Origin of the sequence: Streptococcus bovimastitidis (genome assembly GCF_001885095.1) — a bacterium.
GTDB lineage: Bacteria > Bacillota > Bacilli > Lactobacillales > Streptococcaceae > Streptococcus > Streptococcus bovimastitidis.
This window is the reverse complement of the sequence record NZ_LZDD01000001.1, coordinates 392,119-415,472: the sequence shown is the minus strand read 5'-3', so window position 1 is coordinate 415,472 and position 23,354 is coordinate 392,119. Positions and strand designations below refer to the sequence as shown.

Sequence of the window (23,354 nt, the reverse complement as noted above, 5' to 3'; positions counted from 1 at the left end):
TGTCATTTCCTTATGATTCTTAATCTTTTGTTTATTATTAAAAATATTATGAGATATCTCCGCATAGTCAAACAATTTATAATTATCCAAAACACTATTAAAATAGGAATGAAACCCCTTTACTTTTATTGACTTGAATCTTACAACAATTTAAGATAAACTGTCTATATGAGATTACAACAATTACATTACATTATTAAAATTGTCGAATGTGGCTCAATGAATGAAGCTGCCAAACAATTATATATAACTCAGCCCAGCCTCTCTAATGCAGTTAAAGATCTTGAAGCTGAAATGGGCATTTCTATTTTTATCCGCAACCCTAAGGGAATTACCCTTACAAAAGATGGTGTGGAATTTCTTTCTTATGCCCGACAAATCGTGGAGCAGTCTTCTCTGTTAGAAGATCGCTACAAGAACAAAAATAGTAATCGTGACCACTTTAGTGTTTCTTCTCAACATTACGCTTTCGTAGTTAATGCCTTTGTTTCACTTCTTAAAGAAACAGATATGTCTCAATACGAACTCTTCTTACGGGAAACCAGAACGTGGGAAATTATTGATGATGTTAAAAACTTCCGTTCTGAAATTGGAGTTCTCTTCTTAAACGACTATAACCGAGATGTCCTAACTAAATTATTAGATGAAAGCCATCTAATAACAAATCTACTTTTTAAAACCCAACCTCATATTTTTGTCAGCGAAGATCACCCGCTAGCGTCTAAAACAAGTCTAGCTCTTGAAGAATTGGTATCCTATCCTTATCTTTCTTATGACCAAGGTCTCCATAACTCTTTCTACTTTTCAGAAGAAATGATGTCCAATATGCCTCACAATAAATCTATTGTTGTCAGTGACCGGGCCACACTTTTTAATCTGATGGTAGGTCTCCACGGATACACCGTTGCATCAGGTGTCCTCAATAGTCAGCTCAATGGTAATCATATTGTTGCCATCCCACTTGATGTCCCTGATATTATCGATGTTGTCTATATCAAACACGAAAAAGCCAACCTCTCTAAAATGGGTGAAAAATTCATTGACTACTTAAAACAAGAAGTCCAATTCAAGTATCCGGAATAATCAAAGAAGCCTAACCAAAAAGTTAGGCTTCTTTTCAATAATATGGTATTAATAATCATTAAATCCCTTTTTGATGATCTCATTGACTTGGTCAAAATAGTAGGGTTGACGTTGATAGCTTACACCTGAAAAGGTGGCTAATTCGATAATTTTATTTAAGAATGCTTGTGAGGAGAAATTAGTTGTTCGATTCAATTCTTCTTCATCAAAGGCTTTAATGAGATGGGCCAATGGGTTACGGACTGATTTCTCAAAACGACGCAATTCTTTAATAGTCTCTTTCATTTCTTGTGGCAATTCAGATAGAATTAAAAGATCCGTCAGACTCCGTGTTGTAATATTTCGGCTTTGCCTTTTTTCCAAATAGGTCTCAAAAATAGGCAATCCTGCTGCTTTCATCTTGTGGAAATTCCAGGTATCATACTCATCATTTTTGGCATCGATGATATAGCTGTCAAAGTTAGGGATTTGCTGACGGATTAGTGTTTGGAATAGACGGTAAAGGATAGGTGAAACAGAGCGCACGAAATCAATAATATCACCGTTTTTAATCTTAACTTCCAAGTCCAAAAGGTAATTGGCGATTTGTTCTTTTTCCAAATCCTCATTCATGAAAAAGTTAAAATTGTGTGCCTTTTCCAATTCTTCTAATTTCGTTTTGTGCTCAGTCAAAAAGGCTAGGTTAAGTTCTCGTCTTTCCTTGACCATTTCCAGTAAAAAGAGCGACTCCTCATCCAGTTTAGGCATTTCTTGAGCAATCTTAAAAGCGTGATTATAAGCATAGACACCCAAAAGGATGTCTATTGTTTTTTCAATTTCAGTCATAAGCGATAAGGGTTTCCAGCCCGACTTGCATCATGTCAGTAAAGGTTGTTTGGCGGTCTTCAGCACTTGTGTCTTCACTTGGGTCATTCAAATTATCAGAAATCGTCATAATACCGAGAGCTTTGACACGGTGTTGTGCTGCCAAGTAGTAAAGGGCTGCCGCTTCCATCTCAACAGCTTTGACACCCATCTTACCAAGTTCCATGGTACGTTCAGGTGAGTTGGAATAGAAAACATCAGAAGAGAGAACACTACCAACGTGAGTGGTCATGCCTAATTCTTTAGCGATATGATAGGCTTTGTCTAAAAGACCAAAGTCCGCAATTTGAGGGAAATCGAACTCAGGGAAGTCATTACGAATAATGTTAGAGTTGGTTGCTGCGGCTTGGGCAAGAACTAATTCACGCACATGCACATCAGGGTCGATGGCACCAGCTGTCCCTACACGGATTAAGGTTTTAACCCCGTAATCGACGATTAGTTCACGAGCATAGATTGAGATAGATGGCATCCCCATTCCAGTTCCCATAACGGAAACGCGGTGACCTTTATATGTACCTGTAAATCCTAGCATACCACGGATTTCATTGAAACAAACAGCGTCTTCTAAAAAGTTTTCAGCAATAAATTTAGCGCGTAAAGGATCACCTGGCAAAAGAATTTTGTCAGCAATTTGACCTTTTTCAGCAGAAATATGAATAGACATAATAGTAATTTCTAAAGGCAGTCTCCTAAATATCAATTCTGTTCATCCAACAAATTATTGAGACCAGATATGAGAAAAATAGTTTGCTTAGAATAAAACTAAGACCCTGCCCTTACCTTTCATTTGATAGTAAGTGATAGTAAAAAGTGATAAGAGTTCACGCAATGTGAACTTTTAATCTAATAAAATTTTTATAAGTGCTTGGTTCCTATAGTTGTCCTAGAATAGCTTTGACTAAGCCTTTGAAGTCTTCTTTGATATGCTCTGTTACAGCAACCACTTCTTCGTGATTTAATTCTGATTGGAAACCAGCAGCAAAGTTTGTGATGGCAGAAATACCAAGAACTTTCATGCCTGAATGAGCTGCAACAATAACTTCTGGTACTGTTGACATGCCGACAGCGTCAGCACCCATCATTTTGAATGCACGGATTTCAGCTGGTGTTTCGTAGGTAGGACCTGTCACACCAATATAGACACCACCTTCAAGCTTGATCCCTAATTCTTGAGCGACACGATTAGCAATCTGACGGTATTCAGCTGTGTAGGCATCCGACATATCAGGGAAGCGTGGGCCGAATTCTTCTAAGTTTTCACCAATTAACGGGTTATTCCCAGTCATATTGATATGATCGGTAATGGTCATTAAGGTACCTGGACCGTAGCCGATGCCGCCAGCAGCATTTGTTACGATAACACCTTGACAACCAAGAGCTTTCATGACACGCACTGGGAAAGTCACTACTTCTAAAGGATTCCCCTCATAGAAATGGAAACGACCTTGCAAAGCAAGTACTTTGCGACCTGATAAATCACCATAAACTAATTTACCAGCATGACCAACCACTGTTGATTTGCCCCAGTTAGGAATATCATTATAGTCGATGACAATTGGATTTTCAATTTCATCAGCCAGTTCGCCTAAACCTGAGCCTAAGATAAGCCCAAATTCAGGTTCTTTAATCCCTTTAAGGTTTAAATAATCTCTTGTTTCATTAATTTTTGTCACTAAAGACATATTGTCTCCTTTGTTTCTTTCTTATCTTGGGTAGACAATTTCACCATCCTCTTTGATATAAGGACTTGGCAAAGTGACTGGTAAAATATCTAAAAGTGTTTCTGAAGGACGGCAAAGTTTAGTGCCTTTTGAAGTCTCAACAATCGGACGGTTGATTAAAATAGGATCAACCATCATGGCATCGATGATGTCTTGATCGCTTTTACTGTCATCAGAAAGACCATGTTTTTCAAATTCAGGGACATTGCTACGGATTAAGTCACGAACCGAAATGCCCATTGCCGCAATCAAGTCCAACAGTTCTTGACGACTTGGTGGGTTGATTAAATATTCAATCACTTCTGGCTCAAGTCCTGCATGTTTGATCATAGCAAGCACGTTGCGCGAGGTACCACAGTTTGGATTATGATAAATTCTTACTTTTTCCATTTATTCTCAGTCCTATTGTAATTGAGAGAGGAATGATTCCCCAATCATAGCTGTGTCGACACCGAAATTCTCCGCAATTGTAGCTGAAATATCAGCGAAATGCCCTTGTGGAATTAAGCCATTGCCTGTGAAGGATGGTGAGTAAGCTAATAGCGGAATGTATTCACGGGTGTGGTCAGTTCCGGCATATGTTGGATCGTTACCGTGGTCAGCTGTGATTAATAGCAAGTCATTATCACGCATAGCAGCAATAATTTCTGGAAGGCGTTGGTCAAATTCATGCAAGCAATCACGGTATCCGAAGGCATCACGACGATGACCATAAAGGGCATCGAAGTCTACTAAGTTCGTGAATGAGAAGCCTTTTTCAAATTCAGCAAGGCCCATTGTTGTAATCAAAGTATCGATGCCGTGGCTATTTGATTTGTTATGTCCCATATCATGGTTGATACCTGAACCATTGAAAATATCATTAATTTTTCCAACCGCATAAGTATTAATGCCGGCTTGGTCTAACTTGTTCAATACAGTATCTTCAAATGGGGCAACTGCGTAGTCGTGGCGATTTGATGTCCTTGTGAAGTTTCCTGGTTGACCAAGATAAGGACGAGCAATAACACGGCCTAGTAAAGCTGGGCGTTCCATAGTAATCGAACGGGCATATTCACAGATTTTATATAATTCTTCAAGTGGAATAATTTCTTCGTGAGCAGCAATTTGTAAAACTGGATCAGCTGATGTGTAAATGATTAGCTCTCCAGTTTCCATTTGACGGGGTCCAAAGTCGTCGATGACAGCTGTTCCTGAATAAGGTTTGTTAGCTTCACGAATAACTTTACGGCCTGAAAATTCTTCAATTTTTATCAGAATTTCTTCCGGGAAACCGTTCCAAAAAGTATCAAATGGTTCTGTGATGTTCAAGCCCATGATTTCCCAATGACCAGTCATGGTATCTTTACCAAGTGACACTTCTTCCAATTTTGTAAAATAACCACTTGGATTTGCTTCCGCAGGCACAGTTTTTAGTGCTTGTGGACGAGGAATATTACCTAGACCAATTTTAGCCATGTTTGGAACATCCAGACCGACTGCTTTTGAAATATGACCAAGCGTATCAGATGCACCGTCTGGTACACCAGCATTTTGGAAATTATTTGCATCTGGCGCTGCACCAATCCCAACAGAATCAAGAACAACTAAATGAATACGATCAAATTTAGACAAAATGTCTCCAATCTAAGGGAGGTTACGGTTGGCTCCCTAAAACCTATAAAATAATAACGACTTAATGTTTTGGTGCTTCTAATACTTCCACGCCATTTTTACCGGCAACAATCACTTTATTGACCATACCGTTAAATAAGCCGTGTTCCACCACACCAACAGTTGTATCCAACATTTCGGCAAAAGCGACTGGATTGTCAATTTTCTTTAAATCCAAATCGATAAGATAGTTTTGCATGTCAGTAATCAGTTTTTGGCCATCTTTCATCCGAAATGATGGTTGGTAGCCTGATTTTTCAAAAATACGGAAAAGACGTTCCGCACCATACTGAACCACTTCGACCGGCAACTTGAAAGCACCTAAATGTTCAACCATTTTACTTTCATCAACCACCCAAATATACTCTTTGGTTGGCGTAGCAACAATTTTTTCCATGAGTAAGGCAGCACCGCCACCTTTAATCCCATTGAAATCCTTGTCCACTTCATCAGCACCATCTACAGTAATATCGATAGAATCAATCTCATCAACGGCTTTTAAAGGAATACCAAGACTTTGAGCTTGCTTGGTTGTGGCACTTGATGTCGTCACACCAACAACATCCAAGCCTTCTTCCTTAACTCGACGCCCAATCTCTTCAACAAAGAAGTAAGCCGTCGAGCCAGTTCCTAAACCGATTGTCATACCATCTTTAACATATTGCGCAGCTGTCACGCCAGCAATTTTTTTAAGTGCTTCCATGATTCCTCCTGAATAGTTTAAACATTATGGACTTATATTATACCATGAAAGCGCCCACTTGTTAATGAAATTACCCTTAATTTCCGGACTTTTGGCAATAGCTGAGCAAGGACCTTATTAATTCAAAGCCTTGCTTTTAATCAAGCTTTATTCTAAAATAAGGGCATGAGTATAACAAGAGAATTTGACACCATTACAGCTATTTCAACCCCACTCGGTGAGGGTGCCATTGGTATCGTCCGTTTATCAGGGACAGAGGCCTTAGACATTGCGACAAAAGTCTTTAAGGGTAAAGATTTAAAACAAGTGGCTTCGCATACCATTAATTATGGTCACATCATTAATCCTCAAACACAAGAAATTCTTGATGAGGTTATGGTCACCGTTATGCTGGCACCTAAGACTTTTACAAGAGAAAATGTCATTGAAATCAATACCCATGGTGGGATTGCAGTCACAAATGAAATTTTACAATTATTAATTAAAAACGGTGCGCGCATGGCCGAACCCGGTGAATTCACCAAACGGGCCTTTTTGAATGGCCGAGTTGACCTGACCCAAGCCGAAGCGGTTATGGACATCATCAGAGCCAAAACGGATAAAGCCATGAATATTGCGGTTAAGCAACTAGATGGTTCGCTATCGCAATTAATTAGCGACACTCGTCAGGAAATTCTCAACACCCTCGCTCAAGTGGAGGTTAATATTGACTATCCCGAGTATGATGACGTGGAAGAAATGACTACTGCCCTCATGCGTGAAAAGACCCAAGAGTTCCAAACACTTCTAGAGAATTTATTACGCACCGCCAAGCGTGGAAAAATTCTGCGTGAAGGTCTCTCAACTGCCATCATTGGCCGTCCTAACGTTGGTAAATCGAGCTTGCTCAACAACTTATTAAGAGAAGAAAAAGCCATCGTAACCGACATAGCCGGTACAACCCGGGACGTCATCGAAGAATACGTCAATATTAAAGGGGTGCCTCTCAAACTGATTGATACCGCCGGCATCCGGGACACCGACGATGTGGTCGAAAAAATCGGGGTCGAACGCTCAAAAAAAGCCCTCAACGAAGCTGATTTGGTACTACTGGTACTCAACGCATCTGAGCCCTTAACTGAGCAGGATAGAACGCTCTTGAACTTGAGCAAAGAGGCCAACCTACTCATTCTCCTTAACAAGACCGACTTACCAGAACAAATCGAGCGTCAAGAATTACCAGACGATTTAATCCCAATCTCCGTCTTGAAAAATGAGAACATCGACATGATCGAAGACCGCATCAACCAACTCTTCTTTGACAATGCCGGTCTAGTTGAACAGGACGCAACATACTTATCCAACGCTCGCCACATTTCCCTAATCGAACAAGCCGTCCAAAGCCTCCAAGCCGTCAACGACGGACTGGAAATGGGCATGCCCGTCGACCTCTTACAAGTCGACCTCACCAGAACCTGGGAAATCCTCGGCGAAATCACCGGCGACGCCGCCCCCGACGAACTTATCACCCAACTCTTCAGCCAATTCTGTCTCGGGAAGTAGTCAGAAAGCCCGATGTACTTTCTGAGCCCTGAGCATGGAAATTTTATGTTTAGAATGAAGAATATCAAAAAGGAGCCGTAGGCTCCTTTTTGATATTTACAAGAAATGTCAGTTCATTCTAGAGAATATTTTATTTCGAAAATGTTTGAAATCTCAACTTAACGTCGCAATCAAAACAACAAGAGAATTATTGAAGGTATGAATAAGCCAAGGTGCCGTCAAATTTTGAAACCAAATTCGAGAAAGCATGAGTGAAATTCCTAAAAACAAGACATAAGCCATTACTGCTGGAATAATATGTAGTAATGTAAAAACAAGAACTACTATTGATGAAGCAAGCCATTTGGAAAAATACAATTGAACCCATTCAAATAAAAAACGTCTGAAAATAATTTCTTCGATGAAGGGGATTAATATACCTACTGTTAGTTCCATGAGTAGAACAACAGCCCATCCCAAAGCCATTGTATCACTACTAATTCCACTAGCCTTTGCTTCATGGGGTATTTTAAAAAGGTAGGAAAACAAGCCTGCTCCCGCAAGGGAAAAAATTAATGTCAGTGGAATCCACCACAATAGATGCCATAAGGAATGCTTCCCTTTATGAAATCCAAAATCAGATAGAGACCATTTATTTTTAAAACAATAGCCATACCATAGGACAAAGAAACTACTTATACTTCCTCCAACCATTACTGATAGAGTAATCGAAGCAGAATTTCGGAAAATAAAGCCGAACAAAATTCCCCAAATAAATGCACCTAAAAATAGTGCAATAAGTGCACCCACAGCCCAATAATAATCTTTTTTATTTTCGATTTTTTTCAATATGATATTACTCCTAATCAATTAAAACTATATCACTTTACTAATACAATTATTATATCATAATTTAATAAGGGTAAAATTTTTAATGTGTTATTGCGAGAAAAATTTTATCCAGTAGTCGATATCTTTCTGAAATTAAATTAGAAAAAGCAGTACAAATTTTTATTAATAAACTCCAAACTAAAAAGAGGGTTGTTTAACCCCTCTTCCATCTGAAATACTTTTTACTGCTTGTGGATAAGTATCCCAAAACCCTTTAAAGCCGATACTAATCTCATTTAGTATCCAATTCAAGCCTAAAGCAGCAGGCCATCCTCACTAGCTTCATTGAATAAATCAACGTTAGTTGTTTTCTACGAAGTAATAATATCATTTTCTACATACTTTGCAAGTTTTTTATCTAGTTTTCGAATAATTTTTTAATAAGATTATAAATAAGTGAAATCAATATGTAGAAAAGTTAAATACTTTTTTATTTAGTCATGTAAATCCCTGGATTTCTTCAAACAAAAAAATCTAACTGTTTTGCAACCATCCGACTCCTTATTAAATTAGCAATAAGTCTATTGTCACTTAATTCTTTTCGCCGTAGTTAAGCGGTTATTTTTGACATGGAATGAATTGGATTTCATCAATGAGTCACTCCCCTGACTGTTGAAATGTTCAATTCACAAATGAAATGAACACTAATAGATATTTGAAATAAATTAATGTCACAAAAAGAAGCCTCACGGCTTCTTTTTTGCTTATTTAATTAATTCGTAGATGGCTTCAGCATAGATTGCTGCTGATCTGTAGATGTTTTCTAATGGCATGTATTCGTTGGCTTGGTGCATGGTGTTTTCATCGCCTGGGAACATTGCGCCGAAGGCAACGCCACGTTTAAGAAGACGTCCAAATGTTCCACCACCGATAACTTGTTCATAACCTTTTAAGCCAGTTTGTTTTTCATAAACGCTTAAAAGAGTTGAAACTAATTCATCATCCATTGGCACATAGTGTGGCACATGTTCGTGTTGTGACAAGGTAACTTCACGAACACCTTTTAATTTTTCTAAACCAGCTTTAAGAACAAAGGCATCAATTCCTTTTGGATAACGGAAGTTCAAAGCCATAGTGTTATCGTTTGATTCTCTATCAAAGCTGAAGACACCAGCATTCATGCTGAGGGCACCCATTTTTTCATCTTTGAAAGCAAGACCAAATTTCTTACCGTCAAAAGCTTCATGTAATTGATGACCAGCTAAACGTAAATAAGCTTCTGCTTCTTTGTTGAATGCATAGCGTGAAAGGTAACGCGCAAGTAATGTTGCACCATTAATACCAAGTTCAGGCGTTGATCCATGGGCAGATTTACCATGAATGGTAACTTTGATTTTGTCACCTTCTTTAGAGATATCCCCTTTTACTTCTTTACGTTTAATGTATTGATCAAATTCAGCTTCAAAGATATGGAATTCACGAGAAGATGAGATGATAGCAGTCGCTGATTCAGGAACCATGTTTTCACGAAGGCCACCTTTGAATGAATGCAGAACAAATGAACCATCGTTTTCACCACCAAAGTGTAGATATTCAGTGATGTTTCCTTTTTCACCATTAATGATTGGGAATTCAGCATCTGGAGAGAAACCAAAGTCTGGGTCTTTCAAACCGTTGTGGGCAAAGTAGTAATCCATATCGCCCCAACCTGATTCTTCATCAGTACCAACAACAAAACGAACTTTCTTAGAAGTTGGTAAACCTAATTCTTTAATAATTTTTAAAGCATAATAACAAGCTAAAGTTGGTCCTTTATCATCTGATGAACCACGTGCATAAATGCGATTATCTTTGATAACTGGCTCATACGGGTCAGTATCCCAACCAGCTCCAGCAGGAACTACATCTAAGTGACCGAAAATACCAAGGACTTCTTCCCCTTCACCAAATTCGAAATCACCAGCATAGTTATCAATGTTACGCGTCTTGTAACCATCACGTTCTGCCATCGCTAAGAAATGCTCCAAAGCTTTAACAGGACCAGGACCAAAAGGGTGTTTCTCATCAGCAAGAGAATCATCACGTTCAGAGTTAATGCGAAGCAAGCTAATCAAGTCTTCAAGCATAGCCTCTTTGCGGCTCTCAACTTCTGCTTTAAAATCAATCATTAAGTTTATCTCCTTTTAAAAAATACAAAGTTAATAAGTTGTACCTAAACAATACAACTTACTTCACTTTATCAACAGTCAATATAGAAAGTATAACACTTTTTATCTGAATTTTCACTCAGTTTAACGACGTTCAATTAATTCGTCAACAGGTAACCGGTAAGTTGGTTCCAATTTATCATCAGTATAGCCAACAGTGATTAAAATTTCCGGACGGAAACGTGGATTAACCTCTAAGATTTCATTGGTTTTTGTCTTATCAAAACCTAAAATCATATTTGAAGCAATCTTTTGGTCAGTTAGAGCTAAAATCAAGTTCATAGCGACTAAACCAGTGTTGAATGACAAGTATTCTGCTTTTTCAAGCTCTTCCATTTTGGCATAACGTGGAGGAAGAGTTTCCATGTAGTAGCCGATCAAATCATCAGGAAGTGATTTAACACCCACACGGGCAATCTTACGTGATCTTTGAACCAGATCAGTATCAGAAAAAATTGCCACAACAAACTGTGCTTGCTCAACCTGTTCCTTGTTCCCAAGAACCATGTCCTTAGCTAAATCTGCCTTTTTATCTTCAACAACAACAAATTTCCAAGGCTGAATATTATTAGCACTCGGAGCAAGCGTTGCAATTTCAATAGCAGTCCGCAAATCCTTAAAGTCAACCGGCTGATCATTAAAAGAACGAACACCGTGACGTTTTTTGTTTAATTCAAGAAATTTCATGGCAAAACTTCCAATCTTTTTTTTATTTAAATACAGTCTTATTTTACCACTTTTTGCAAGGCTTTTCATTCATTTTCTCACAAAAAATGGACTTTCTACAAATCATTTTTCAGCAAAAGTTTCCAAAAGACTTCGAGCTACTTTTTGGGGAATACCCAAGGCTCTAATCTCATCCTCGGTCGCTGACGCAATGGCATTTACCCCCTTAAAATGCTTGAGCAAAAGCTGCTTGCGCTTTGGACCAAGCCCCTCAATCCCATCCAGCTTAGAACTGAATGAATTCTTGGAGCGCACCTGGCGGTGGAAAGTAATAGCAAAGCGGTGAACCTCATCCTGAATCCGGTGAAGCAAGAAGAATTCCTCAGAATTACGAGGCAAATCAATAACCTGCAAGGCATCGCCAAAAAGCAATTCTTGCGTTTGGTGCTTATCATTCTTCTGCAAACCAGCAATCGGAATTTTTAAACCAAGCTGATTATAGACCACATCCTTAGCAATGTTTACCTGACCAGCACCACCATCAATGACAATTAAGTCCGGAGCAACTAACTCATCCTTTAAGACCCGACTATAACGGCGATAAATGACTTCCCGCATACTAGCATAATCATCCGGCCCCACAACAGTTTTGATTTTAAATTTACGATAGTCCTTCTTACTCGGCTTACCATCTACAAAAACAACCATAGCTGCAACAGGACTCGTCCCTTGAATATTGGAATTGTCAAAAGCCTCAATACGTTTAGGTGTTGGAATCCTCATGAGTTGTCCAAGATTATCAATAGCCCCCTGCGTTTTCTTAAGATCTTTCTCTAACAAGTCAAATTTTTGTTGCAGACTGACCCTGGCATTCTTAGTTGCCAAAGCTACCAGCTGCTTCTTCTCACCTCTTTGAGGCTTAATCACTTTTGTTGGAACAATAGCTTCCACTAATTCCTGGTCAACATCAGAAGGAATAAAGACTTCCCTAGGAATGAAGTGTCGTTGGTCCTGGTAGAATTGACCCATATAGGTTAAGAAATCTTCTTCCGCCTCATTGTAATAGGGGAACATATTAACATCACGCTGAATTAATTTTCCCTGGCGGACAAAGAATACCTGCACACACATCCAACCTTTGTCCACATAGTAGCCAAAAATGTCCCGGTCCTGCAAATCCTTACTCATTATTCGTTGCTTAGTGCGCAGCTTGGCAATTCCCGAAATCAAATCCCGAAACTCAGCCGCCCGCTCAAATTCCATTTTTCCCGCTGCCGCCGTCATCTTTTCTTTTAATTGATTGACAATTTTATCATCCTTTCCTTCTAAGAAAAGTTTGACATCCTCCACTAAGCCATCCCAATAAGTCTTGTCGGTCTGGCAAATGGTATGGGCATTACATTGACCCAGATGATAGTAAAAACAAACTTTATTGACAGGATTGGTACACTTTTTGAAAGGGAAAATCCGGTCCAAAAGCTTTTTGACCTCATTGGCCGTATAGGAATCTGGATAGGGACCAAAGTAGAGACCGTCCTTTTTCTTAATTTGTCTGGTAATTAAAAGACGTGGAAAAAGCTCGTTAGTAATCTTAATAAAAGGATAAGACTTGTCATCCTTCAATTTGATATTGTACTTGGGCATATTCTTCTGGATTAAATTAATCTCCAAAAGAAGAGCTTCCGTATTGGAGCCCGTCACAATATATTCAAAATCTTCAATCTCAGAAACCAGAAGTTCTGTTTTAGTATCGTGACTGCCCCTAAAATAAGAGCGAACCCGATTCCGTAAATTTTTGGCCTTGCCCACATAGATAATGGTCCCATTCTTATCCTTATGGAGATAACAACCGGGGCTATCCGGAAGCAATTCCAATTTATGTTTTATCAGTTCATTCATGACCCTATTTTACCAAATTATTGCCCATTTGACCGCAAAAAAGAGCCGATAAAATCGGCTCTTTTTGCTTTCATTATACTTCTTCTCCTGATTTGGTGATATCAGCGAATCCTTTCAAATGCCATCTCAAAATGAGTCAACTTATTAATTTTCAACCAATTTAAAAATGGAAATCTAATTTTAAAAATTTTTTATAAATGTATCTTAATAACCTTGCTATGCATGACAAACATGACAAGCAAGAGAATTGCCAACAAGTATGGGAAAATATCGACAGATAAGGATTGTGCTAATAGACCAAATACTGCTGGCATGATTACAAAACCAGTATAGGCAAAGGCCATTTCAACACCAATCATTGCCTGGGATTTTTCTTTGCCAAAATGTTCTGGCGTTGAGTGAATGATACATGGGTAGATTGGAGCACATCCTAATCCAATCAGTAATAAACCGATTAGAGTAACCCATTCATTCCTGATTGGTATCATCAAAATAAGAATACCCGTCATAATAATGCTTTGGCCTAGACGAATCAAAAAATCATTGGAAAAGCGCATAGACATAAAGCCATTGATACCTCTACCTATTGTGATACCTAAATATAAGAGACTGGCAAAGGTTGCGGCTAAGGATAAGGTTAAACCTTTGGCCTCTACCATGTAGGAACTGGCCCAAAGGCCGGCAATGCCTTCTAGGGCACAATAAGCAAAGAATGTCATCATAATTTCTTTAGCACCGCTAATGGCTAAGACTTCTTTAATAGTCATGGCCTTGCTCGTTGCTTGATCTTGCTTTTCCAGATCGTCTTTTTGCCAAAGAGAGAGGTTAAGAAAGAGGATGGCTGTAAAAATGGCTTGAATAATGCCGACCAAAATATAACCAAAATGCCAAGTATGTCCTAGAGTAAAGGAATAGCCGAGGGCATAAGTCCCTGTTGAGGCTCCGACTCCCCACATACAGTGAAGCCAACTCATGTGTTTACTTGAAAAGTGCAGAGCAACATAGTTATTTAAAGCTGCGTCAACACTACCTGCTCCTAAACCATAAGGAATTGCAATCAGACAAATTTGCCAGAAAGCATGACTGAGCCCAAATCCAATGATGGCCAGGGCAGTCATGCCCACACTAACAGTCGTCACCAATCCAGTGCCATATTTTTTATTGAGTCGGTCACTTTGCAAACTAGAAAAAATGGTCGCCAGACAAATAATGGTTGTCACCATACCCATATAAGATAATGGCAAACCCATATCTGTCCGCATTGCAGGCCAAGCAGCACCCAACATGCCATCAGGTAAGCCTAGACTGATAAATGACAGATAAATCACTAATAATAATAAATGTACCATAACACCTAGGTCGTTTCTACTAATTTCTCAATTACCGCCATAACGCCCGAGTCATTATTACTTGAGGTCATGAAAGTTGCGGTTTCTTTAACTTGGTCGTTGCCGTTAAGCATGGCATAGGAATGCTCGGTCATGGCCAACATTTCCAAATCGTTGTTGCTGTCCCCGAAGGTAGCCATTTGACTGGCTTCTAAGCCCCATTTTTTTAGCAAGAAAGCCATGGCAGAACCCTTGTTGATACCTTTAGAGATCACATCCACATTGCCATTGCCGGTCTCTACTGCCACCACTCGCTCACCCAATTGCGCATTAAGAGCATTAACGATCTCTTGCGTTTCCGAAACAGTGGTGTTAAATGAGAATTTTAAGATTTTGTCAGATGGCAGAGCATCAAAGCTAGCCACTTGCAGTAATTCTGTATAGTAAATGGAGAACATCTCCAAATCAGCTGCGCTAGCAGAATCCAAGATGTAGGCAGATTTCTCACCGCAGACAACAGCCTGATCGGCCAAATTATTGTCGTAGAGGTAACGGATGACGGTGGCAACTATATCATCTGCGAGGGGATAGGTTTTTAGGACCTGCCCTTTATCAACGATATATGCCCCGTTTTCCCCAACGATGGTCATCTTATCAGCGTAGCCTGAGAAAAATGTCTTGATCTGATAATACTGGTTTCCACTAATAGCAACGAAGTGCTTTTGCTGAGCATCGATTTTTTCAAAAAGAGCGGCAAAACGCTGACGATCATAAGTGTTCTGACTATTTAAGAAAGTGCCATCCATATCGGTAGCAAAGACTTTAATATCCATGAGCATCTCCTTTCGTTAAAAAGAAGGCTTAAAGGAAAACTTTAAGCCTTAACTTTATTTAGATGAGTTTCTTATTTTTTTGGTGTGTAGATTAAGTGCTCGTTAACGAATGCTGTGAAGCCAAGTTCACTTAATTCACGGCCATAACCTGAGTTTTTGATTCCGCCGAATGGAAGTTCTGGAAGACTTGCCCAACCTGAGTTGATGAATGACATACCAGTTTCGATTTTAGCAGCAACTGCTTCGCGGTGTTCTTTGTTGCTTGAGAAGATTGTTCCACCAAGACCGTAGTTAGAGTCGTTAGCCACTTCGATTGCTTCTTCTTCTGAAGCCACTTTGTAGATTTCACCAACTGGTCCAAAGATTTCTTGGTAGTAGATTGGGTTATCTTTAGTCATACCAGCAATGATAGTTGGCATTACGAAGTTACCTGGATGGTCAATAGCTTCGCCACCATATACTAATTCAGCACCGTTGTCTAAAGCCAATTTAATTTGAGCAAGAACATCTTCTTTAGCTTGAGCTGATGATAATGGTGCCAAAGTTGTTTCTGGATCCATCGGGTCACCCCATTTAGCTGTTTTGAAGACTTTTGTTAATAATTCTTTGAAACGATCGTAGTCTTTTTCAAGAACGATGAAACGTTTAGAAGATGTACATACTTGCCCTGCATTGTAAAGACGTGAGAAGAAAAGAACTGATTCTAATTCATCCCAATCAGCATCATCAAGAATGATGAAAGCATCGTCACCACCCAATTCAAGGGTAGTTTTCTTCAAGTTTTTACCAGCTTCTTCAGCGATAGATGCACCACCACGTTCAGAACCTGTTAAGCAGACACCAACAACACGTTTATCAGCGATGATGTTTGACACTTGTCCATAAGAAACAAAGAGGTTAGTAAATGAACCTTTTTCTGCACCAGCTTCATCAACTAATTCTTCAAATGATTGCGCTGACCAAGGACAGATTGAAGCATGTTTCAAGACCATTGGGTTACCAACGATAAAGTTTGGAGCAAACACGCGCATGATTTGGTAGTAAGGGAAGTTCCATGGTTCAACCGCAAGAACAACACCTGTAGCTTGTTTGATGTAGTATGCATCACCAGTATCAGTAGCAAGTGGAGTTGGTTCTAAGAATTTGTCTGCATTGTCAGCATAGTAGTCAGCAATGTCAGCACAAAGTTCAATTTCACCTTGAGCTTCAGTGAAAAGTTTACCCATATCCTTAGTCAAGATTTCCGCATATTTATCACGGTCACGACGTAAGATAGCAGCTACTTCATGAAGTTGCGCTTTACGAGTTTCTAATTGGTCATCTTTGCGCCATTTTTTGTAAAGTTGGTGGGCCGTTTCAAGCACTTCTTCTAATTGTGCATCAGAAGTGTTCTCATATTCTTTAAGAACTTCATTTGTAAAAGGGTAAATAGTTTTATAAGCCATAATAAGCCTCCTCTTTTTATTAATTAAAGTCTATCAGAAATTGATAACGATTTCAAAAAAATGCTACGAAATACGAAATTTTTCTAAAATCTTTGAAAAGTAGCGGATGAATAAGGTGAGAAGCATATAAAAAAGGCAAATTATTTTGCCTTTTTTATATGCTTTTTTTGTATGTAGTAGCTAATTAGACAAAATCTCTAAAAGTTCCTGATAATTAGAAACTACATAAGTTGGTTGGGCTTTACTGCCATTTTCTATGTGATGCGGGTTATACCAAACCGTATCAATGCCAGCATTATTACCACCTTGAATATCGGCTGATAAAGAATCGCCAATCATTAAACAGTCACTTGGGGCAAAGTGGGGAATTTGTTGGCCAATCCAATCATAAAATACTTTATCTGGTTTTTGACTACCAGACGCTTCTGAAATAAAGACCTTTTCAAAAAAAGCTTCAATTTCGGAATTTCTCATACGACCTGTTTGAATTTTCGTAATCCCATTAGTCGCAGCATAAATGAGGTAGCCTTTTTCTTTTAAAGTAGCCAATAATTCTGCCGCACCAGCATAGGTTTGCCCTTGATTTTGGAGGTGAGCCTGGTATCTTTCCGCCATGTAAATGCCATCGACAGTTTTCCCAAAATGATCAAACAACTTAGCAAAACGGGTATTAACCAGCTCTTTTTTGGTCACCAACTTGAGCTCCAAATCCTTCCACATAGCCTGATTCATGGGTTTGTAATAGTCTTTGTAGGCCTGAACATCGGTGACCTTGCACTCAATTAAAAGTTCAGACAAAGCCACTTCTTCTGCTTTATCAAAATCCAGTAAGGTGTGGTCAAGATCGAATAATAAATATTTGTATGACAATTTAAGGATTCCTTTCTAGTAGGGCAAATTGAGCAAGGGATAATGTGGTCTGCAAAATTCTAAAATTTCCAGACCATTTCATGAGTCCAATTATACCATAGTTCGGAACTATAGAGGATTTATCGGAATAACATTTTCAATTTAGCGGAACAATACAATTAATAGCCAATAATTTTTTTAGCTATTTTTAGGAAGCTTATCTAATTGATCTTGTTCAAACTTACTTGGAATACCAAAAATAAATTTTTCAACATCAAAAGCAAAATAGCCGTTTACTAATTGAAATTCCAACCTCTTCCCATCAAATAGAACTTCATATATCCACCACTTAGATTGGCCATCCATACTATCCATTCTAAATGAAGATATACCTTGACATTCCAAATTCCATATTAATGAGGGAGAATTTCAAATATCCTCCTTGGTGAAATCCTCCTCAATTGTCAATTTGATGAAATCTTTTGACTATTATAAGTAAAGAAACCTATCAAAAAGTCGTGAAAACATCCTTCCTTACTCAAAAACTCAATCAAATCTTGCGATTCTGTAATATAATGACTCCTTGGTGTCCACATAACAAACTCCTATAAAATATTAATAATACAAACAAAATTTTAGTTCTTGAAATCACTTTCAGTTTTATTATATCAAACTAGACTAGATAAACTGGCTATTTTTCACTATTATTTTTCTATTAGAGATTTTAGGAGTTCATCATTTTGTTCCATTGCTTTTTCAAGTTCTAAGTCGAATGCCCAATTTTCATCGGAATCATTTGAACACCTATTTTTAGTTAATTCTTTCATGAGCACCCCCTTCTGTTAACGACAGTCTACGAATTTTAACAATATGAGTCAATAACATTCTTGTCTTTCGGTGATAATATTAAATCCCCACCCAAAAAACAGCCCCCTTCCGTAGGGCTGCTTTTGTCTTTCTTCTTAAAGTGTCACATCTTTTAATTCTGGGATGTATTTGTAAAGGGCTTTGGCGATGCCGTCGTGGTCGTTGTCGTCTGTGACATCGTAAGCAACTTCTTTCAATTCATCGATGGCGTTGCCCATGGCGATGCCGTATTTGACGTATTTAAGCATGGCCACGTCATTTTGGGCGTCGCCGAAGGCCATCATTTCATCGCTTGAAATGCACATTTCTTCGAAGGCTTTTTCGATAGCCACATCTTTTTCCACGCCCTTAGCGTTGAATTCATAATAGAAAGGCACGGTCATTCCGGTACGGGCACGATCTTTAAATGGCGCACCCATTTTTTCTTCATTTTCGGCCATATAATCAGATGAAGCTGCTACCAAAATTTTTGGTACTTCGAAATCCACGAAGTCAGCCAAATCAGCTTTTTCGCAGATCAAAAATTCATTAGAACGTGTCTCATATTGAATAATGTCCATATCACCATTTGGCGTATGAATCATTCCCTTAAAGGCATCATTCAAATACATGTATTCATCCTTGTTAACCATGGGAATACAATCGAATTGTTTCAAGTGTTCCAAAATTTCCTTAGCTAATTCTGTCGGCATAGCCTTCTCGTAATAGACTTCATTGGTCTGACTATTGATAATCAACCCACCATTGTAACAAATGAAAATGCCGTTATTGTGCTCAAAATCTAACCAGCGACCAAAGCGGCGTAGCCCATTTTCACTACGAGCTGACGCAATCGCTAAGCGGATACCCATTTCCTGAGCTTTTAATAAAGCTTCCTTGGTATCAGCAGTAATCTCTTTTTGCGAGTTGGTCAAAGTACCGTCAATGTCTAAAATAATGGCTTTAATCATGGTAAATGAGTCTCCTTTTTCTCTACTAAGCCTATTATAAGCCTAAATGAGAAGTTTCGACTCTCTAAGAATCCATTCGGAAAAAATTCTCACAATTAGAAAATGTCTGGACCATTTTATGAGACAATTGTCTCAATCTCTCTTAATCATCTTCTGATAAGTTGACGTTTTGTAATCTTTATTGGCATCATAGTCTTCTTTAAAAATAGTTGTGTAAAGCAAATCGAGAATAAATAAGAGGGAAAGACGAGTTGAAAAGGATGAGATTTTCTGATAATGATTTTCTTTTGGAGACATGTAAAGTATATGGTCGGCATAATCAAAAAGACTCTCCGCTTCAGGTGAACAAATTAATAAAATCTTAGTCTGATTCTCCTTAAGCAATTTACAGATGTGCCCCATTTGATGGGAGCGACCACCAAAAGAAATCACAATAGCAAAGTCCTCTTCTCTACTGGAGGCAGCTGTCCAGGACATATAATAGTCTTCTTTAGGGACTTCAACCCGCTTTCCGATTTCAGCCAGCTGGAATTTAAAATTTTCTGCAAAAAAGATATTGCCGGCAGATGTAAAAAGTAAGGTGCGATCAGCCTGATTAATTTGTTTGGCAATGCGATTCAAGACTTGCAAGTCCATTAAATTGACAGTAGATTGAACAGTATCACCATAGACTTCATGCATATTGGTCAACATTTTTTCCAAACTATCTTGACTTTGGATAGGATAGTCAATGTTAAAATGAGATACCGTTTTTTGGTAATGCTCCAAATCGGCCTGAAGCCTTAATTTTAAGTCTGAAAAGCCAGTGACTCCCAATTTATCACAAAAGCGATAGAGAGTTGAGCGCGAAACGAATGCTTTCTTACAAATGGTATTGATGGACATCTTAATAAAAGACGGGCTGTCCGCAAAAATCAAATCTTTGATTGCTTTCTCATTGGCACTCAATTTAATCGTCAATAATTTTTCATAGATATTCATAGGCCTCCTCAAATAGACTCTCGTATCAATTCTTAATATCTCTAATATAACCTAAAATAAGACAAATTTCTCAAATTTAACTTTTTCATTTCTGGAAAATGTGAGATAAGTGTTTAAAAGGCTTAAAGAAACTTGAAAGTCTCACGTGCTTGTTCTAAACTGAGATTAAGCTATCTGGCGGCTTAAAAAACCTCCTATGTTTTGTGGTTACGCGGATAAAAATCCCTTGATTGTTCAAGGGATTTTCTTTTGTATTCTTCTATTTTTTCCAAGTTTTTCGTAGCTAAACCATTTATTGGCTGAATGATCAGCTAGACGAGAAAATGGATAAACTTCTTTACCTTCTTTGATTAGCATCTCTTCCAAATAGTCTCGCATCATCCAAACATGACCTAGATTAGAATGATTCATAGTCAAGACATCTTTAACTTGCTTCTCGTTCAGATGCAAGTCACTGGCTACTTTTTCACTTAAGTAACCTAAACGATTGTAATTTTCTAAGAGTTCTTTTGCGGTATCTAGGGTTTCTTGACGATTTAACATGATTTTTCTCCTTAGTTTTCCTTACCTATCAACATTGGGTTCATAAAGAAAGCAATATCTGATCTTTCAAAGGGATACTTGTCCATTTTAATTTCTTGAAGGTGAAACTTACGGTATAAATGCAGGGCTTCAAGGCAACGTTTGTTAGACATGATATATAAATTTTCAACCTTATTTTCTTTTGCATAATCAATGCAAGCCTTTAGGACAGCACTGCCAGCACCTTGACCAGCAAATTTTTGGTCTGCCGCAAATTTCATGATTTCCCAATCCGTCTCATTTCGTTTGGCAATCATGCAAGTGTCCATGACTTGATAAGCATCATTAAGGGCAAAAAAGATTTGGGCACCATCTGCGATTGATTGCTCAATGCTATCAAATTCCCGATAATCTTCTTCTTCCATGACAAACATATCCGAAATCCAAGCAATATTTAAATCAATAAAAGCTTGTTTATATTCTTTTTTGATAAGAAACTACTTTCATATTTTCCCCTTTAATTTTTCATACTATAAAACAATTTAAGAATTTTCTTATTGTTAAACTATTTCATTTCAGAAAATAATCAAATAAAATTCCAATTTTCAGATAATCTCACTTGTCTTTTTTCCCTCTAAGCCTTTATAATAAGATATCACATGAGAAAGTTAAAAATATGTCAGAAGTTATCAAACACAAACGCGTTGAATTCACTGAACTTTTCTATGATTTGGTCTTGGTTTATGCCATCGCCAAATCTACTGGAATGATTTACCAAACCAGCCATGGAATTGTCGCACCAATAGCCTACCTAACCTTTCTAACCTGCCTCTTGGTTCTAGTCAACACCTGGATGATTCAGACCGTCTTTACCAACCGTTACGGGAAAAACTCCCTCTTCAACATGGTCATCATGTTTTTAAACATGGCCATCCTACTTTTGGCAGCCAATATGTTTACCACCCACTGGCAAGATCATTTCCATCTCTTCTCCTGGATGATCTGCCTGCAATCCCTCAGCCTCTTTTTACAATATTTGGTTCAGTACTACCACGAGGATAGTGACAACAATGACCGATATCTGATTTCTGGCTTCTTTTACATTCTTGGATCACGAACACTATTTGTTGGCATTGGTGCCCTTCTACCTTATCACATCGGTATCTGGGTCTACTTCTTCGGAATTGTCTTCTCTTACTTCTTACCAATTATTTTTGGCCATAAAATGCGCCAAGTCCCAATAAATTTCCCTCACCTAGTGGAAAGGATTTCCCTCTTAGTCATCATCACATTTGGGGAAATGATTATGAAAGTCGGCGAAAAATTCAGTCTCAGTCACTTTTCGGCCCAATCACTCCTTTACTTTGCTATCGTGGTCTTACTCTTTCTCTATTACTTTTGCGAGTTTGATCATTCCATCGATCAAACTCTCAATACCCTAGGTTTGACCATGATCTATAGCCACTACTTTATCTTTATAGGCATACTGATGCTGACCTCTGCACTAACCCTAGCAGAATCCGTCAACATCAACCACAACTTTTGGATTTGTTACTTATATACTGCCACAGTTTCCTATTTCTTCGGCATAGCCCTCAATAATGGTTACAATCAAAAACAATACCAGTGGCCAAAAACCTACCTCATTTTCCAAGCCTCAGCGATTATCATTGCATTCATCATGTCACTCTTTCTTGCAAAAGAACTAGGCTTGGTTATTGCTATTTACGCCCTCTTGTTACTAATAATAGAGGTTCAGTTTCTGCGCTTCTATTTACGCAAACACAAAGATTCCGGCGATGACCATCCCATTTTCTTAATCTAAGATGATTGAAGATGACTTTTTCTAAAAAGCTTAATCTCTGTATTAAAAAAATCCCAACTTAAATAGATTGGGATTTTTTATGTTCTCAAAGTGTCAGTCAATATCAACTGGCAACAAGAATTTATCTTAAAGACTCTTGTCTTTTTTACCGATAAGATTATCGATAGCTAAGGCACCACTTCCAGTGAAAGCAAATAGGAAGAGGACAAAAGCGTATAAGGCAGCTAATTCCCCTTTGTTGACATAGGGGAAGAAAATATTGCCACCTAGCCCATGAAACATGAAGTAGGCTACCGCCATTTCACCTGAAAGGACAAAGGCTGCTAAACGAGTTGCTAAACCAATCAAAACTAAAAAGCCAAGGACTAGTTCAAGGACGCCACCAATACCAAGAAGACTTGTTAGGGGAACTGGTTTGCCACTAAAGATTCCTAAGACCTTATCTAAGCCATGAAAGAGCATCATGTATCCTGTGACAATGCGTAGGAAGCCTAGGGCATAGGGACGAAAACGATCTATATGTTTTTCCATAAATTTCTCCTTTGTAAGTATTGGAATTTTCTACTAGTTAGTAATACTCACCAAAATAGTTTATCGAAGATG

24 protein-coding genes are annotated in these 23,354 nt (G+C 38.4%); 3 read left to right on the top strand and 21 right to left on the bottom strand.

All coding sequences use genetic code 11. The features are described from left to right. The first annotated feature begins 168 nt into the window (after positions 1 to 168). A complete protein-coding gene (locus tag A9Q68_RS01980; protein ID WP_071792986.1) occupies positions 169 to 1,083 on the top strand; it encodes a LysR family transcriptional regulator in 915 nt (304 codons plus the stop codon). 48 nt (positions 1,084 to 1,131) lie between these two features. Here the strand turns inward: A9Q68_RS01980 and A9Q68_RS01975 are convergent, their stop codons facing one another. The 6 genes from A9Q68_RS01975 to rpiA form a co-directional block, all read right to left on the bottom strand. After that, on the bottom strand, positions 1,132 to 1,908 hold the full coding sequence (locus A9Q68_RS01975) for a LytR family transcriptional regulator (protein WP_071792985.1): 777 nt from the start codon (positions 1,906 to 1,908) through the stop codon (positions 1,132 to 1,134). After that, positions 1,901 to 2,614 carry a purine-nucleoside phosphorylase gene (deoD, locus tag A9Q68_RS01970; RefSeq protein WP_071792984.1) on the bottom strand — a complete coding sequence of 238 codons (714 nt, stop codon included), beginning with the start codon at positions 2,612 to 2,614 and terminating at the stop codon, positions 1,901 to 1,903. Before deoD ends, A9Q68_RS01975 begins: the two co-directional genes overlap by 8 nt. 208 nt (positions 2,615 to 2,822) lie before the next feature. Continuing rightward, entirely contained in the window at positions 2,823 to 3,632 is an 810-nt protein-coding gene (locus A9Q68_RS01965; protein WP_071792983.1) for a purine-nucleoside phosphorylase, read from the bottom strand. A 21-nt stretch (positions 3,633 to 3,653) separates the two neighbouring features. Continuing rightward, entirely contained in the window at positions 3,654 to 4,061 is a 408-nt protein-coding gene (gene arsC, locus A9Q68_RS01960; protein ID WP_071792982.1) for an arsenate reductase (glutaredoxin), read from the bottom strand. 12 nt (positions 4,062 to 4,073) lie between these two features. Next, positions 4,074 to 5,285 (bottom strand): phosphopentomutase, encoded by a 1,212-nt coding sequence (locus A9Q68_RS01955; protein WP_071792981.1) that lies wholly within the window; start codon positions 5,283 to 5,285, stop codon positions 4,074 to 4,076. Between the two features lie 61 nt (positions 5,286 to 5,346). Next, on the bottom strand, positions 5,347 to 6,027 hold the full coding sequence (rpiA, locus tag A9Q68_RS01950; protein ID WP_071792980.1) for a ribose-5-phosphate isomerase RpiA: 681 nt from the start codon (positions 6,025 to 6,027) through the stop codon (positions 5,347 to 5,349). 165 nt (positions 6,028 to 6,192) lie between these two features. On the opposite strand from rpiA, the gene mnmE reads away from it, so the two are divergent. After that, a complete protein-coding gene (gene mnmE / locus A9Q68_RS01945; RefSeq protein ID WP_071792979.1) occupies positions 6,193 to 7,569 on the top strand; it encodes a tRNA uridine-5-carboxymethylaminomethyl(34) synthesis GTPase MnmE in 1,377 nt (458 codons plus the stop codon). Between the two features lie 153 nt (positions 7,570 to 7,722). On the opposite strand, the gene A9Q68_RS01940 is transcribed toward mnmE, so the two are convergent. The 14 genes from A9Q68_RS01940 to A9Q68_RS01880 form a co-directional block, all read right to left on the bottom strand. Continuing rightward, a complete protein-coding gene (locus A9Q68_RS01940) occupies positions 7,723 to 8,397 on the bottom strand; it encodes a CPBP family intramembrane glutamic endopeptidase (RefSeq protein WP_071792978.1) in 675 nt (224 codons plus the stop codon). A 746-nt stretch (positions 8,398 to 9,143) separates the two neighbouring features. Then, positions 9,144 to 10,505, bottom strand: a complete 1,362-nt coding sequence (gene pepV / locus A9Q68_RS01935) for a dipeptidase PepV (protein WP_420806775.1) — start codon at positions 10,503 to 10,505, stop codon at positions 9,144 to 9,146. A 165-nt stretch (positions 10,506 to 10,670) separates the two neighbouring features. Next, positions 10,671 to 11,273, bottom strand: a complete 603-nt coding sequence (locus A9Q68_RS01930) for a nitroreductase family protein (RefSeq protein ID WP_071793712.1) — start codon at positions 11,271 to 11,273, stop codon at positions 10,671 to 10,673. 102 nt (positions 11,274 to 11,375) lie between these two features. Next, positions 11,376 to 13,151 (bottom strand): excinuclease ABC subunit UvrC, encoded by a 1,776-nt coding sequence (uvrC, locus tag A9Q68_RS01925; protein ID WP_071792976.1) that lies wholly within the window; start codon positions 13,149 to 13,151, stop codon positions 11,376 to 11,378. A 191-nt stretch (positions 13,152 to 13,342) separates the two neighbouring features. After that, positions 13,343 to 14,500: an MFS transporter gene (locus A9Q68_RS01920; RefSeq protein ID WP_071792975.1), complete on the bottom strand. Its 1,158-nt coding sequence runs from the start codon at positions 14,498 to 14,500 to the stop codon at positions 13,343 to 13,345. 5 nt (positions 14,501 to 14,505) lie between these two features. Continuing rightward, positions 14,506 to 15,312, bottom strand: coding sequence for a Cof-type HAD-IIB family hydrolase (locus tag A9Q68_RS01915; RefSeq protein ID WP_071792974.1), 807 nt, complete (start codon positions 15,310 to 15,312; stop codon positions 14,506 to 14,508). Positions 15,313 to 15,383: 71 nt separating this feature from the next. Next, positions 15,384 to 16,757: an NAD-dependent succinate-semialdehyde dehydrogenase gene (locus A9Q68_RS01910; protein ID WP_071792973.1), complete on the bottom strand. Its 1,374-nt coding sequence runs from the start codon at positions 16,755 to 16,757 to the stop codon at positions 15,384 to 15,386. Between the two features lie 180 nt (positions 16,758 to 16,937). Continuing rightward, complete coding sequence (pynA, locus tag A9Q68_RS01905; RefSeq protein ID WP_071792972.1) at positions 16,938 to 17,627, bottom strand: pyrimidine 5'-nucleotidase PynA; 690 nt, start codon at positions 17,625 to 17,627, stop codon at positions 16,938 to 16,940. A 177-nt stretch (positions 17,628 to 17,804) separates the two neighbouring features. Next, positions 17,805 to 17,981, bottom strand: coding sequence for a hypothetical protein (locus A9Q68_RS10750; RefSeq protein WP_165605218.1), 177 nt, complete (start codon positions 17,979 to 17,981; stop codon positions 17,805 to 17,807). Positions 17,982 to 18,310: 329 nt separating this feature from the next. Continuing rightward, a complete protein-coding gene (locus A9Q68_RS11045) occupies positions 18,311 to 18,433 on the bottom strand; it encodes a hypothetical protein (RefSeq protein WP_276204033.1) in 123 nt (40 codons plus the stop codon). A 135-nt stretch (positions 18,434 to 18,568) separates the two neighbouring features. Beyond that, positions 18,569 to 19,423: a Cof-type HAD-IIB family hydrolase gene (locus A9Q68_RS01895; RefSeq protein WP_071792970.1), complete on the bottom strand. Its 855-nt coding sequence runs from the start codon at positions 19,421 to 19,423 to the stop codon at positions 18,569 to 18,571. A gap of 132 nt (positions 19,424 to 19,555) precedes the next feature. Beyond that, a complete protein-coding gene (locus tag A9Q68_RS01890; protein ID WP_071792969.1) occupies positions 19,556 to 20,404 on the bottom strand; it encodes a MurR/RpiR family transcriptional regulator in 849 nt (282 codons plus the stop codon). Positions 20,405 to 20,638: 234 nt separating this feature from the next. Beyond that, positions 20,639 to 20,947, bottom strand: coding sequence for a DUF2316 family protein (locus A9Q68_RS01885; RefSeq protein WP_071792968.1), 309 nt, complete (start codon positions 20,945 to 20,947; stop codon positions 20,639 to 20,641). 11 nt (positions 20,948 to 20,958) lie between these two features. Next, a complete protein-coding gene (locus tag A9Q68_RS01880) occupies positions 20,959 to 21,351 on the bottom strand; it encodes a GNAT family N-acetyltransferase (RefSeq protein ID WP_240494203.1) in 393 nt (130 codons plus the stop codon). A 251-nt stretch (positions 21,352 to 21,602) separates the two neighbouring features. Between A9Q68_RS01880 and A9Q68_RS01875 the strand changes: the two genes are divergently transcribed. After that, positions 21,603 to 22,751, top strand: a complete 1,149-nt coding sequence (locus tag A9Q68_RS01875) for a low temperature requirement protein A (protein WP_071792967.1) — start codon at positions 21,603 to 21,605, stop codon at positions 22,749 to 22,751. Between the two features lie 126 nt (positions 22,752 to 22,877). Here A9Q68_RS01875 and A9Q68_RS01870 read toward each other — a convergent pair whose 3' ends face one another. Then, complete coding sequence (locus tag A9Q68_RS01870; protein ID WP_071792966.1) at positions 22,878 to 23,282, bottom strand: DoxX family protein; 405 nt, start codon at positions 23,280 to 23,282, stop codon at positions 22,878 to 22,880. Between the last annotated feature and the right edge of the window lie 72 nt (positions 23,283 to 23,354).